General features: G+C 71.6%; 10 protein-coding genes. 4 read left to right on the top strand and 6 right to left on the bottom strand.

What is annotated here, in order from left to right:
* Positions 1 to 82: 82 nt before the first annotated feature.
* From ACLJPY_RS23215 to ACLJPY_RS23200, 4 genes are all read right to left on the bottom strand, one after another.
* The gene (locus ACLJPY_RS23215; RefSeq protein ID WP_410591421.1) at positions 83 to 1,123 is read right to left on the bottom strand and encodes a 3-isopropylmalate dehydrogenase; all 1,041 of its coding nucleotides are present in this window, start codon (positions 1,121 to 1,123) and stop codon (positions 83 to 85) included.
* Between the two features lie 228 nt (positions 1,124 to 1,351).
* Complete coding sequence (locus ACLJPY_RS23210) at positions 1,352 to 4,708, bottom strand: S8 family serine peptidase (protein WP_410591419.1); 3,357 nt, start codon at positions 4,706 to 4,708, stop codon at positions 1,352 to 1,354.
* Between the two features lie 229 nt (positions 4,709 to 4,937).
* A complete protein-coding gene (gene serA / locus ACLJPY_RS23205; RefSeq protein ID WP_410591417.1) occupies positions 4,938 to 6,536 on the bottom strand; it encodes a phosphoglycerate dehydrogenase in 1,599 nt (532 codons plus the stop codon).
* Positions 6,537 to 6,661: 125 nt separating this feature from the next.
* Positions 6,662 to 7,225 (bottom strand): TetR/AcrR family transcriptional regulator, encoded by a 564-nt coding sequence (locus tag ACLJPY_RS23200; protein ID WP_410591416.1) that lies wholly within the window; start codon positions 7,223 to 7,225, stop codon positions 6,662 to 6,664.
* 89 nt (positions 7,226 to 7,314) lie between these two features.
* Between ACLJPY_RS23200 and ACLJPY_RS23195 the strand changes: the two genes are divergently transcribed.
* From ACLJPY_RS23195 to ACLJPY_RS23180, 4 genes are all read left to right on the top strand, one after another.
* Entirely contained in the window at positions 7,315 to 8,214 is a 900-nt protein-coding gene (locus ACLJPY_RS23195; RefSeq protein ID WP_410591414.1) for a TIGR03620 family F420-dependent LLM class oxidoreductase, read from the top strand.
* Positions 8,211 to 9,023: a TIGR03620 family F420-dependent LLM class oxidoreductase gene (locus ACLJPY_RS23190; protein ID WP_410591413.1), complete on the top strand. Its 813-nt coding sequence runs from the start codon at positions 8,211 to 8,213 to the stop codon at positions 9,021 to 9,023. The genes ACLJPY_RS23195 and ACLJPY_RS23190 overlap by 4 nt, the downstream gene beginning before the upstream one ends.
* A 325-nt stretch (positions 9,024 to 9,348) precedes the next feature.
* The gene (locus ACLJPY_RS23185) at positions 9,349 to 10,668 is read left to right on the top strand and encodes an ankyrin repeat domain-containing protein (protein WP_410591411.1); all 1,320 of its coding nucleotides are present in this window, start codon (positions 9,349 to 9,351) and stop codon (positions 10,666 to 10,668) included.
* 70 nt (positions 10,669 to 10,738) lie between these two features.
* On the top strand, positions 10,739 to 11,602 hold the full coding sequence (locus ACLJPY_RS23180; RefSeq protein ID WP_410591410.1) for a nuclear transport factor 2 family protein: 864 nt from the start codon (positions 10,739 to 10,741) through the stop codon (positions 11,600 to 11,602).
* Here the strand turns inward: ACLJPY_RS23180 and ACLJPY_RS23175 are convergent.
* Together ACLJPY_RS23175 and ilvC are read right to left on the bottom strand one after the other, a co-directional pair.
* The gene (locus ACLJPY_RS23175; protein ID WP_043780771.1) at positions 11,599 to 11,877 is read right to left on the bottom strand and encodes a DUF397 domain-containing protein; all 279 of its coding nucleotides are present in this window, start codon (positions 11,875 to 11,877) and stop codon (positions 11,599 to 11,601) included. The genes ACLJPY_RS23180 and ACLJPY_RS23175 overlap by 4 nt on opposite strands.
* Positions 11,878 to 11,956: 79 nt before the next feature.
* Positions 11,957 to 12,970, bottom strand: a complete 1,014-nt coding sequence (gene ilvC / locus ACLJPY_RS23170; protein ID WP_003080750.1) for a ketol-acid reductoisomerase — start codon at positions 12,968 to 12,970, stop codon at positions 11,957 to 11,959.
* Between the last annotated feature and the right edge of the window lie 10 nt (positions 12,971 to 12,980).

Here is a 12,980-nt window from a genome sequence, read left to right as displayed (position 1 = left end):
AACTGGGCGAAGCTCCCACCATCCGGGAACACCGGAAACGCGAAAAAGCCCCGCGCAGCTGCGCGGGGCTTTCCCGAAAACCTCAGCCGGCCGTCCGCACGTTGGACGACACCAGTGCCGCCAGCCGGTCGCCGATGGCCTGCGTGGCCCCCGGCGAAGACTGGTCCCGCGTCGCCAGGTCGAACGCCACCGACGCCTCGATCCGCCGGGCCGCTTCCTTCTGGCCCAGGTGGTCCAGCAGCAGCGCCACCGACAGCACGGCCGCCGTCGGGTCGGCCAGGCCCTGGCCCGCGATGTCCGGCGCCGAGCCGTGCACCGGCTCGAACATGCTCGGGTTGCGGCGGGTCATGTCCAGGTTGCCGCTGGCCGCCAGGCCGATGCCGCCGGTCACCGCGGCCGCGAGGTCGGTGATGATGTCGCCGAACAGGTTGTCCGTCACGATCACGTCGAACCGCGACGGGTCCGTGACCAGGTGGATGGTCGCCGCGTCCACGTGGGAGTACGCGACCGTCACCTCCGGGTGCTCCAGCGAAACCTCTTCGACGATCCGCGACCACAGCGAGCCCGCGAACGAGAGCACGTTGGTCTTGTGCACCAGCGTCAGGTGCTTGCGCGGCCGCGCCTCGGCGCGGTTGAACGCGTCCGCGACCACGCGCCGGACGCCGAACGCCGTGTTGACGCTGACCTCGGTCGCGATCTCGTGCTCGGTGTCCTTGCGGATCAGGCCACCCGTTCCCGCGTACGGGCCTTCGGTGCCTTCGCGCACGACGACCATGTCGACGTCGCCGGCGTCGGCCAGCGGTCCCCGGACACCCGGGTACAGCCGCGCCGGGCGCAGGTTGACGTGGTGGTCCATCTCGAACCGCAGGCGCAGCAGCAGGCCGCGCTCCAGGATCCCGCTCGGCACCGACGGGTCGCCGACCGCGCCCAGCAGGATCGCGTCGTGCTGGCGGAGCTCGCCGAGGACCGACTCCGGGAGCAGCTCACCGGTCGAGTGCCACCGGGCCGCGCCGAGGTCGTAGTTCGTGATCTCCGCCGTCGGTACTACCTCGCCGAGCACCTTCAGCGCCTCGGAGACCACCTCGGGCCCGATCCCGTCTCCTGGGATCACCGCGAGCCGCATCCACACACCTCCGTCGACCGGACCACCGGCCGCACCGATGGTCCATCGCAACAAAACGCCAGCAGCGGGAAGGTTACCGGCCGTAGACAAACCGCCGTAGCCGCACCACCCTTATGCCGCATCCTCCCACGGGGTGAGACACCCAATCGGGTGAATGCGCGAGGGGCGCCCCCGGCGGAAAACCACCGGGAACGCCCCTGGTCCTGCACGGATCGATCTTGCGCCCGCCTAGCGGTGACCAGCCCCGATCGGCTGACGCTCGTTCCCCGGCCGGGCGCCCTGCGCCGCGTCCACCTTGACCACGTTCGCCCGGTTGCCCGCGGCGTTGTGGTGCTCGACGGCCAGCAGCCCGAGGGCGTTGTCGGCCGCGGCCGAGGCCGCGTTCCGGGTGACGACCAGGGCCGTTCCCGGCTTCGCGACGTAGCCCAGCGCGGCGTCGCCGCCGCCCTGCACCGCGTAGCCCGGCGCGAGCGCGTCGAACGAAAGCGGCGTGCCGACGTAGTCGACCAGCCCGTTCGTGCTGCCCGGCGCGACGTAGAACCCGCTGACGCCCACCGTGTAGGAGATGCGGTGGCTGTCGGCGTTCGCGTCGATGCCCAGTGCCGCCAGGGAAACCGGCAGGGTGACCACGTTCGTGTCGAACACGTTGGTGTCGACGTCGCCGAGCTGGCCGTTGACGGCCTGGACGTCGACGGTCGGGAAGCCGGGCTTGAGGGCGACTGTGGTGGCCAGGAGCACGTCGGTCGACGTCGCCTTGGTCACGTAGGTCTCGAAGTCCGGCTGCCCGTCGCCGGTCGTGTCGATGTCGACGAACGGCGAGGTGTTGCTGCCGATGTTCGCCCAGTCACCCCAGGTCGACAGGCCGAACGCGAGGATCGCGTTCTCCGGCTCGCCCTGGGCCTTCGCCAGCGGAGCGGTCGAAGCCGCGCCGATGTAGCGGAGGTCGCCGCCCTTGGCCGTGTTGTTCAGCGTGCAGTCGGTGACCACGTCCGCGTCGCACTCGGGCAGCTGCGGGGACTCCGCCTGCAGCTCGAAGACGCTGATCAGCGAGCGGTAGCGCTGCGCGCCCGTCCCCTGGTCGACGCCCTTGCCGCCGAGGTTCAGCACGGCCTGGGTCGCGTCCGGGGCGAACTTCACCGACGGCGGCGTCGAAATCGTCGACACCGGCTTCGGCGCGGAGTAGACCGAGACCCGCAGTGGCACCTTCGCTCCGCTGACCGGCGTGAAGGCGACGCGCCCGGAGGCGTCCGCGACGAACTGGCGGGCCAGGCCGGCCTGGGTGGCCGCCATGGTCGGGTCCATCACCTTGCGCAGCGCCTTCGGGTCGGCGATCCGCAGCGTGACGCGCACCTTCGCGGTGCCGCGCGGGGTCAGCTTCACCGACTGCTTGTCCACTGTGTACTCGACACCCGGCAGCGAGGTGACCGCCTGGTAGGCCACGGTGTACTCGGCGGGCGTGACGCCCTTGTTGACCAGCTTGACCGTCTTCGACAGCGTGACCGGGCCGGCCGCCTCGACCGTGCCGAAGCTGACGCTCACCGCGCCCGGGTCGTCCTGCACGTAGGCGAGCACCTGGTTGTCCAGCGCCGCCTTGGCGTCGATCCGGCCGCTGCCGACGCGCTGCGGCGCGTAGGTGTGGCCGGCGCCGTCGGAGACGTCGTGGCCGGCGGTGCCGATGACCGACGCCTTGACCTCCTCGACCGACCAGTCCGGGTGGGCCTGGCGGACGAGCGCGGTGATGCCCGTGGTGTGCGGGGCGGCCATCGACGTGCCGGAGAGCACCGTGCGGCCGTTGCCGCTGCCGCGGAACGCCGAGGTGATCGTGTCACCGGGGGCGGCGACGTCCGGCTTGAGGGCCGGCCCGCGGGTGCCGCGCGAGGTGAACGAGCTCGGGGTGTCGACGATCGTCTTGTCGTAGGTCTGGACCGAGGCGCGGCCGGCACCGTAGAGCCGGACCTGCAGCGTGCCCGCGGTCAGCGCCGCGCGCAGCGTCTTCGTGGCGGAACCGGTGAACTGGAACATCGGGATCGCCGCGTTGCCCGCGATGCCCGCGCTGAAGTGCTCCAAAGTGGACGACAGCAGCGCACCCTTGGCCCCGGCGGCCTGCGCGTTGTTGGCGCGCGCGGCCGAACCGCAGGCGCGGGTCGAGTCGTTGTCGTCCCACTCCAGCCAGACGAACTTGCCGGCCGCCTTCGCCTTGTCCTCGGCGGAGTACGGCGCGCAACCGGCGCTGTTCGACGCGGACAGCGTGACGACCGGCGCGGTCACGTCCAGGGTGTCGTAGCCGGTGTAGTTCTGGCTGTACTGGCCGGTCTTCTGCCCGGCGGTGGGGGCCTTGACCTCGGCGGCGTCGCGCAGGACGCCCGCGTCGCGCGTGCTGGCGACGGTGAGCGCCTCGGGGGTGTTGCCCGGGGAGCCGGCGATGTCGTTGACGTCGCCGCCGTTGCCCGCGGAGATCACCGGGAGCACGTTGTTCGCGGCGAGCTTGCGCACGAACAGCGAGTCCGGGTCGTCCGGCGCGCCGAAGTCGGAGCCGAGCGAGAGGTTGACGATGTCGAGGTGGTCGGTGAAGTCGCCGTCGCCGTCGGGGTCGAGCGCCCAGTCCAGGGCCTGCGAGGTGACGTTGGTCGAGCCGGTGCAGCCGAACACCTTGATCGCGTACAGCAGCGACTTGGGCGCGGTGCCCGGGCCGATCTGCATCGCGTCGACCTTCTTGCCGTCGAGCTTCTTGTAGTCGCCCTTGAAGGTCTTGCCGTCGGCGGTGACGCCGAAGCCGCCGATGGTGCCGGCGACGTGCGTGCCGTGCTCCCCGCAGGCGAGCGGGTTCGGGTCCGGCTTCGGGGTGGCCTTGGCGGCCGTCGCGGCGTCGTAGTCGTCGCCGACGAGGTCGGTGCCGCCGACGACCTTGGCGCTCGGGAAGAGCGGGGTCGGCTTGGCGGGATCCACGCTCTTGTAGGCGGCCTGCGTGCCGGGGCCGCCGAAGTCGGCGTGGGTGTAGTCGATGCCGTCGTCGATGACGCCGATGCGGACGCCGTCACCGAACCTGCCGGTCTGCTGCCAGGCGGCGAGGGTGTTGGTGAGCTGCTCGGCGCTGGCGTTGGTGCGGGTCTTCGGCACGACCGTGCGCACCGCGACGACGTCCGCCCGCTTCGCGACTTCGCGCAGCTTCGCGGCGTCGGCGGTGACGACCACACCGGGAACGGCGTTGGCCGTCTCGGTGACGACCTGCGGCTGGGCATGGCCCGCACGCAGCTGGTTCACGACCGAGTCCACGGCGGCGGCGGTGTCGGCCTTCGCGGCCTTGGCGGCCCGCTTGGCCTGTTCCTTGCCCTGCGGCTGCGTGGCGGTGAACGCGTCGACGGCCGGCTGCTTGGCCAGTTCGACGAACGCGGTGACCCGGCCCTGCACGGCCTCCAGCCGCGGCGACAGCTTCCCCTGCAGCTTGGCGTCGTCGATCTTGGCCGGTGCGACGCCGTCGGCGAGCGGGGCATCCGCCGCGCTCGCCACCGGCGCCCCGAGCGCGGCCGCCAGAACGACGGCGAAGGCCGCCGTCGTGGCGCGCGCGGGGAGGCGGGATCTGTTCATGAGTCGGCCCCTTACCCGAGGTCTGGACCCGAACCTGCCCGCCGCTCCGGACACCCCCGACGGTGAAGCGCGGCGCAGCGCCGTCCCTCGACGGCGCGTGGTTCGACCTCGCGGAAGGAACCTAATGCCCCAAAACACCTACTTAGGTAGGCAAAGGACTCCGTTACGTGAATGTGATTGCGCACGAAGGCCCCCTGTCGAGTGACAGGGGGCCTTCGAAAGCGTTACGTCAGTTGAAGTCCACCGCACGGATCGTGTGCGCGCCGACCGCGGCACCGATCGGCTCCAGCAGGTGCGCGTCGATGTGGCGGTCCACGCGCAGGAGCATCACCGCGTCCGAGCCGTCGGTCGTCTGGCTGATCTGGGCGGCGTCGATGTTGATGCCGGCTTCGCCCAGCAGCGTCCCGACGCGGCCCATCACGCCCGGGCGGTCCGGGTACTCGACCAGCAGCACCGTGCCTTCGGCGCGCAGGTCGAAGCCGCGGCCGTTGACCTCGACCAGCTTCTCGACCTCGTCCTTGCCGGTGACCGAACCGGACACGGTCAGCGCCTGGCCGTCGGCGTGCACCGCGCGCACCGTGACCAGGCTGCGGAACTTGGGGCTCTCCGGCTCGGTCGTCAGCTCGACCTGGACGCCGAGCTTCTCCGCCAGCTGCGGCGCGTTGACGAACGTGACCTGGTCCTCGACCACGCCGGTGAACACCCCGCGCAGCGCCGCCAGCTGCAGCACGCCGGTGTCCTCGCTGGTCAGCTCGCCCTTGACCTGCACCGTCACCGACGTCGGCGACGTCGGGTTGAGCGCCGTCAGGAGCTGGCCGAGCTTCTGGGTCAGCGACAGGTACGGGCGGACGTGCTCGCCGACCGCGCCGCCGCCGGAGACGTTCACCGCGTCCGGCACGAAGTCGCCGCGCAGGGCCAGCAGCACCGACTTCGCGACGTCGGTGCCCGCGCGGTCCTGCGCCTCGGCCGTCGAAGCACCCAGGTGCGGCGTCACGACGACGTTCTCCAGCTCGAACAGCGGGCTGGAGGTGGTCGGCTCCGAGACGAAGACGTCGACGCCGGCGCCGCCGACGTGGCCCGAACGCAGCGCGTCGGCCAGGTCCTCCTCGACGATCAGCCCGCCGCGGGCGGCGTTCACGATGATGACGCCCGGCTTGGTCTTCTTCAGCGCCTCGGCGTCGATGAGGCCCTTGGTCTCCGGCGTCTTCGGCAGGTGGATGGAGATGGCGTCGGCGCGGGTCAGCAGCTCGTCGAGGGTGACGAGCTCGATGCCCAGCTGCGCGGCGCGCGCGGCCGAGACGTAGGGGTCGTACGCGATGAGCTTCGTGTCGAAGGCGGCGAGGCGCTGGGCGAACAGCTGGCCGATCTTGCCCAGGCCGACCACGCCGATGGTCTTGCCCTGCAGCTCGACGCCGGAGAACGAGCTGCGCTTCCACTCGCCGCCGCGCAGGCTCTGGTCGGCGGCCGGCACCCGGCGCGCGACCGACAGCAGCAGGGCGACGGCGTGCTCGGCGGCGGAGACGATGTTCGACGTCGGCGCGTTGACGACCAGGACCCCGCGCGCGGTCGCGGCGGGCACCTCGACGTTGTCCAGGCCGACGCCGGCCCGGGCGACGACCTTGAGCTGCGTGGTGGCCGCGAAGACCTCGGCGTCCACCTGGGTGGCGGAGCGGACCAGGAGCGCGTCGGCGCTCTTCACCGCCTCGAGCAGCGCGGACCGGTCCGTGCCGTCGACGTGCCGGACCTCCACCTCGTCACCGAAGACACTCAGCACGGAGGGGGCGAGCTTCTCCGCGATGAGGACGACGGGTTTGCTGGGCTTGCTCACGATGCGGCTCCCACTATCTGGTCATTTCCAGGACGCTCTGTGTCGACAAACGGTCTCAGCACGTCGTTGTGCCCCGGTCGTGGCGGAGTTTATCGCGCGGGCCTGACCCGTGGCGTCTTCTGGTGTTAACTCGCTCGCAATCCCTCGAAAACAAGAGCCAGCAGCCGCTGCATGCCCCCGCCGCCGGGTAGGTGCCCACCCGCCCAGGATGCCGCGTGCAGCAACAGAAGCAGCTCGTGCGCCGTCACGTCCGCCCGCAGTTCGCCCGCCTGCTTCGCGCGTTCCACCAGCTGGGAACCGACCTCCCGCATCGCGTGACAGGATTCGTACAACCGGGACGTTTCGTCGTTGAGCGCGTCGGCGGTGAGCTCGACGAGGCCGCGGAAGGTGCCGGTCGCGTCGCCGAGGCCGGCGAGCCACATCTGCAGGGCCACCAGCGGCTCGGGGTGGCCGAGCAGCTCGCGCCCCCGCTCGGCCTGCGCGTCGAAGCGGGCCCGCAGGAGCGCCTCCAGCAGCGCGTCCCGGGTCGGGAAGTGCCGGTACAGCGTGCCGATGCCGACCCCGGCGCAACGCGCGATGTCCTCCAGGGACGCCTCGACGCCGTGCTCGGCGAAGGCGCGTTGTGCCTCTTCGAGGAGGCGCTCGTAATTGCGGCGGGCGTCCGCGCGCATCGGTTTCACGTCGGTCATCGCGCTCCCGAGCGTACCGGGTAGCCAATCGGAGGCTACCTCCGTATATTAACCGGAGGCAGCCTCAGCTTATTGGAGGGAACTCGAGGATGACCCTGATCGACGACACCCGCGCGCGGCTCGGCGCGATCGGCGCCTGGTTGCCCAGTGCGCCCCTGCAACCACCCCCGGACGTCGAACGCGCGGCCACGCGGCGGCTCGCCGACGCCGGCTACCGCTCGGTCTGGAGCGGCGAAGGCCCCGGCTCCCGGGAGGTGTTCGCCCACTTCGGCGACCTCCTGGCCACGGTTCCGGACGTGGTGCTCGGCGCCGGCATCGCCAACGCCTGGCTGCGGCGCGCAACGACTGCGTACAAGGGCGGGGCGACGCTCGCCCAGGCCCACCCGGGCCGGTTCGTGCTCGGCATCGGCGTCGGGCACGCGGTCCAGGCGGCGCAGCTCGGCGAGGACTACCGGCCGATCGACCGGATGCGGGCCTACCTGTCCGAAATGGACACCGCCGCCGCCGGAAACCCGTCGACGGTGGCGTTCCCGCGCGTGCTGGCCGCCGTCGGGCCGAAGATGCTGGAGCTCTCCCGCGACCACGCCGACGGCGCGCACCCGTTCGCCCAGCCCGTCTCGCACACGCCGTACGCCCGCGGAATCCTCGGGCCGGACAAGCTGCTGATCCCGCAGCAGACCGTGCTGCTCGGCAGCCGCGAGGACGCCCGCGAGAGCGTCCGGCGGCGGGTGGCGCAGTTGCGGGAATACTCCGTCACCGTCTACCTCGCGGGCTGGAAGCGGCTGGGCTACACCGACGCCGACATCGCCGGGCCGAGCGATCGGTTCGTCGACGACCTGGTGCTCTGGGGCGACGCCGCCACGATCGCGAAACGCGTCGGCGAGATCCTGGACGCGGGCGCGGACCACGTGCTGCTGACGCCGTCCGCGGTGACGTTCGAATCCACTGTGGACGCACTGGCGGAGCTGGCGCCGGCGGTGCTCCGGTGAGCGTCGGGATCTGGCGGTTCTTCGACGGCGCCCCCGTCGGCGTGCTGCGGGAGACGGCCGCCGAAGTCGAGGAGCTGGGCTTCGACGCCGTCTGGTTCGGCGAATACGCCGGCCGGGAGGCCTTCACGCAGGCGGCCTTGCTGCTCGCGGCGACTTCGAAACTGACCGTCGCCACCGGGGTCGCGCGGTTCGACCAGCGTTCGCCGCTCGCCGCGGAAGGCGCCGTCCGCGCCTTGGGCGAGGCGTACCCGGGCCGGTTCGTCGCCGGGCTGGGCGGGCACCGGCCGGGCGCGCGGCCGCTGACGGCGTTGCGCGAGTACCTCGACGGCATGGACGCGGCCGAGCTGCCGGGCCTGCCGCAGCCGTCGCCCCGCCCGAAGCGGGTGCTCGCGGCCCTGGGTCCGAAGCTGCTGGACCTGGCGGCCGAACGCGCCGACGGCGCCCACCCGTACTTCGTCCCGCCGGAGCACACCGCGATGGCGCGCGAACGGCTCGGGCCGGGCAAGTACCTCGCGGTCGAGCAGGCGGTGGTGCTCGACGCGGCCCCCGAAGCGGCCCGCGAGCACGTGGACCTCTACGTCCGGCAGGCCCCGCACCACCAGGCGAACCTGCGGCGGCTCGGCTTCACCGACGCCGACCTGGCCGACGGCGGCAGCGACCGCCTGGTCGAGGCCATCGTCGCGACCGGCGAACAGGCGGTGGCGGATCGGATCCGCGCCCACCTCGACGCGGGCGCCGACCACGTCTGCGTCCAGGTCCTGGCCCGCACTCCGGATTCCTACCGCAGGCTCGCCGACCTCCTGCCGTGATCGGCGGGGCACCACGCGTGTCCCAAGGGGCATCACCTGTGCTCGGCGAGGCATCACCCGAGATGCCCCCTCAATCACGGCTGATGCCCCTCCAATCACGCGAGATCCGGGTTCAATCACGCGAGATCCGGCCTCGATCACGCGAGTTCCGGCGGGAAACACGCGAGATCCGGGTTCCGGGGTAGGGTGGCGGGACGCGGCGGGGGCCGCGTCCCGTCCGCGGAAAGGGCCGAGCCCACCCCGGCAGTACCGCACCACCAGCTCCGCACCTTCTTTCCTGCCCGGTGCCGGCGGACCACGGGCGACGAGGAAAGGAGGCACGCCAGTGCCCGGCGAACTCGATCTCGAACAGCTGCGCAAACGCGCGAAAGAACGCGCGCGCACCGAAGGCGTCAAGCTCACCGAAGCGCAGTTCCGGATCGCGCGGGACCACGGGTTCCCGAGCTGGCCGAAGCTGCAGGCGTACGTCCGGCGCGTCACCGAGCACGGCGAAACCCTGCAGCACCCGTACCACCAGGACGTCGAGTACTACGCGGGACGCGCACTCGGCCTGCTCGCTTCGGCCGAGGACGACACACCCGGCGCGAAAGAACCGTTCGACCGCTGGAACCAGCCACTCACCCGCGACGGCGCCCGCGTGGTCGTCGCCCGCGAGCACGGTTTCGTTTCCTGGAGGGCACTTCGCGACCACGTGAAGTCCCTTGTGGACAGCGGCGAGCCGTTCGCCCGCGCGTACCGGGCGATCGAGGCGCGGGATCCGGCACAGCTCGAGACGCTGCTGGGCGAGTTCCCCGGCCTGGTCTCCGCCCGCGGCACGAACGGCAACGACCTGCTCGGCATGGCCGGTGCCACCGGCGACGAGCGGCTCAGCCGCCTGCTCCTCGACCACGGCGCCGATCCGGCGCGCGGCAACGTCCACGGCTGGACGCCGTTGCACCAGGCCGCCTACAGCAACCAGCCGGGCTTGCTCGGCATGCTGCTCGAAGCGGGCGCGCCCACCGACGTCTCCGCACGCGGCGACGGCGGCACCCCGCTGGTCGTCGCCCTGTTCTGGGGCCACCGCACGGCCGCGAAGATGCTGGCGGAGCACAGCCGGGCGCCGGGCAACCTGCGGGTCGCGGCCGGGCTCGGCGACGCGGACCTGCTCCGCGAGCTGCTCCGGCCGGGCCACCCGGCGGCCGGTGCCCACCGCGGGTTCTACCGCCCGCACAGCGGTTTCCCGCACTGGCAGCCGACGGACGACCCCGCCGAGGTCCGGAACGAAGCCCTCTCCTGGGCCGCGCGCAACGACCGCGTCGCCGCCGTCGGCATCCTGGTCGAGCACGGCGCCGACGTGGACGCCGACGTGTACCGCGGCACGGCGCTGACCTGGGCCGCGGCGCGCGGCCGCAGCGCCGCCGTCCGGACGCTGCTGGAGCTCGGCGCCGACGTGAACCGGGCCGGCACGTTCGGCGGCCCGACGCACGGCGAAGGCGTCACGGCCCTGCACCTGGCCGCCGAGAACGGGCGCCTCGACGTCATCCGGATCCTCGTCGCAGCCGGCGCCGACCTCGGCGCGCGAGACGCCCGTTACGGCAGCACCCCGGAGGTCTGGGCGGAGGTCGGCGACCAGCCGGCCGCCCGGGACCTCCTCCGCTCCCTGTAGACAACCGGAGTCAGCAGTCCGTATCGTCACAGACGGACTGCTGACTCCGGTTTGCCCTCTGGGAGGATTCATGACCCCACCACGCGACGTCTTCGCGGCGTTGTCCGACGGCATCAGCGAAGGACGCTTCGCCGAGCTGTCCGCGCTCTACGCCGAAGACACCGTCGTCGAACACCCGCAAGCGGTTCCCCGGCCCACCCGTCTGGTCGGCCGCGAAGCGGTCCACGAGCGGTTCACCGGCGCCCTCGCCGGAGCGCTGCGGCTCAAGCGCAAGAACGTCGTCGTCCACGAAACGACCGATCCCGAGGTGATCGTCGCCGAATACGACTACGACGCCGAGTCGCTCGAAACCGGCAAGACCACGACGACGGCCAACATCCAGGTCCTGCGCGTGCGCGACGGCCTCATCGTCCACTCCCGCGACTACCACGACTACCTGCGGCTCGCCGCGCTCCGCGACGGCGTCGACCAGCTCGCCCAGGCGTACGCGCAGGCGCCGCCGCGCGCACTGTCGCCGGTCACGCCGGAGAGCGCCGACACGGTGTTCGAGCGGCTCGTGCACGGCGTCGCCGGCGGGCGCTGGGACGAACTGCCGGAGCTCTACGCGGAGGAAACGCACGTCACGCACCCGTTCCTGCCGGGCTCCGGAGTGGTGCGCACCCGCGACGAGCTGCGAGCGCACTTCGCGGCGGGCAAGGCGATGAACCACGGGTTCGCCGTCGCGGACGTGGTCACCTACCGCGGCGCCGATCCGGAAGTGCTGATCGGCGAGTTCGCCTATCAGGGCGAGTACGGCGGGAACCCGGTGCGGATCGCCAACATCTTCTCGATGCGGGTGCGCGACGGGCTCGTCGTCGAATCGCGCGACTACGGCGACCACCTGGGCATCGCGGGCGACCTCGGCCGGATCCCCGAGCTGGCCGCGAAGCTCTAAGCCTCGGCGAGGTCCTCGGGCAGGTCGAACTCGCCGTCGCGGACGCCCTTGACGAACGCGTCCCACTCCCCCGGCGTGAAGACGAGGATGACGCCGTCGGGCTTCGCCGACTGCCGCATCGCCGTGTAGGTGACGCCGTCGGTGTGCTCGATGAAGGCGTACTCGACGCAGTCGTCGAGGGTGACGCCTTCGGGCTCCGCGCGGATCCACTCGGCCTTCGTGAAGTCGAGGTGGTGCCGGATGTGCGCCTTGTCGTCGACCGGCTGATCGCTCATGTGACCAGCGTAGCGAAACGACCACAGAACGCACCGAAGGGGACGCCCGGCACCGGGCGTCCCCTTCAGGCGACGGGAATCAGGCGGTCTCGGTGATCGGCCGGTCCACCCACGACATCAGGTCGCGCAGCTTCTTGCCGGTCGCTTCGATCGGGTGCTGGTTGCCCTGCTCCTCGAGCTTGGTGAAGTTCGGCCGGCCGGCCTCGTCCTCGGCGACCCATTCGCGGGCGAACGTGCCGTCCTGGATCTCGCCGAGGATCTTCTTCATCTCTTCCTTGACCGCCGGCGAGATGACGCGCGGACCGCGGGTCAGGTCGCCGTACTCGGCGGTGTCGGAGATCGAGTAGCGCTGGCGCGCGATGCCGCCCTCGTACATGAGGTCGACGATCAGCTTGAGCTCGTGCAGCACCTCGAAGTAGGCGATCTCCGGGGCGTAGCCGGCCTCGGTGAGCACCTCGAAACCGGTCTGCACCAGCGCGGACGCACCACCGCAGAGCACGGCCTGCTCGCCGAAGAGGTCGGTCTCGGTCTCCTCGGTGAACGTCGTCTTGATGACGCCGGCGCGGGCGCCACCGATGGCGGCCGCGTAGGAGAGCGCGAGCGCCTGGGCGTTGCCGGTGGCGTCCTGCTCCACGGCGATGAGCGCCGGGACGCCCTTGCCGTCGACGAACTGGCGGCGGACGAGGTGGCCCGGGCCCTTCGGGGCGACCATCGCGACGTCGACGTTCGACGGCGGCTTGATCAGGTCGTAGCGGATGTTGAAGCCGTGCCCGAAGAACAGCGCGTCGCCGTCCTTGAGGTTGGGGGCGATGTCCTGCTCGTAGATGAAGCGCTGCTTGGTGTCCGGCGCCAGGATCATGATCAGGTCGGCCTCGGCCGACGCCTCGGCCGGGGTGAGCACGCGCAGGCCCTGCTCCTCGGCCTTCGCCCGCGACTTGGACCCCTCGGGCAGGCCGATGCGGACGTCGACGCCGGAGTCGCGCAGGCTCAGCGAGTGGGCGTGGCCCTGGCTGCCGTAGCCGATGACAGCGACCTTGCGCCCCTGGATGATCGAGAGGTCGGCGTCGTCGTCGTAGAAGATTTCCACTGCCATGGGGGTACTG

Source organism: Amycolatopsis sp. lyj-23 (assembly GCF_046549135.1).
Lineage (GTDB): Bacteria > Actinomycetota > Actinomycetes > Mycobacteriales > Pseudonocardiaceae > Amycolatopsis.
The sequence above is the reverse complement of the archived record's forward strand: the minus strand, read 5'-3'. Positions and strand labels throughout refer to the sequence as shown.

Excerpts from the sequence above, each read along its gene's own strand:
- ACLJPY_RS23215 (WP_410591421.1), bottom strand. The coding sequence starts at position 1,123 with ATGCGGCTCGCGGTGATCCCAGGAGACGGGATCGGGCCCGAGGTGGTC.
- ACLJPY_RS23210 (WP_410591419.1), bottom strand. The coding sequence starts at position 4,708 with ATGAACAGATCCCGCCTCCCCGCGCGCGCCACGACGGCGGCCTTCGCC.
- ACLJPY_RS23200 (WP_410591416.1), bottom strand. The coding sequence starts at position 7,225 with ATGACCGACGTGAAACCGATGCGCGCGGACGCCCGCCGCAATTACGAG.
- ACLJPY_RS23195 (WP_410591414.1), top strand. The coding sequence starts at position 7,315 with ATGACCCTGATCGACGACACCCGCGCGCGGCTCGGCGCGATCGGCGCC.
- ACLJPY_RS23180 (WP_410591410.1), top strand. The coding sequence starts at position 10,739 with ATGACCCCACCACGCGACGTCTTCGCGGCGTTGTCCGACGGCATCAGC.
- ACLJPY_RS23175 (WP_043780771.1), bottom strand. The coding sequence starts at position 11,877 with ATGAGCGATCAGCCGGTCGACGACAAGGCGCACATCCGGCACCACCTC.
- ilvC (WP_003080750.1), bottom strand. The coding sequence starts at position 12,970 with ATGGCAGTGGAAATCTTCTACGACGACGACGCCGACCTCTCGATCATC.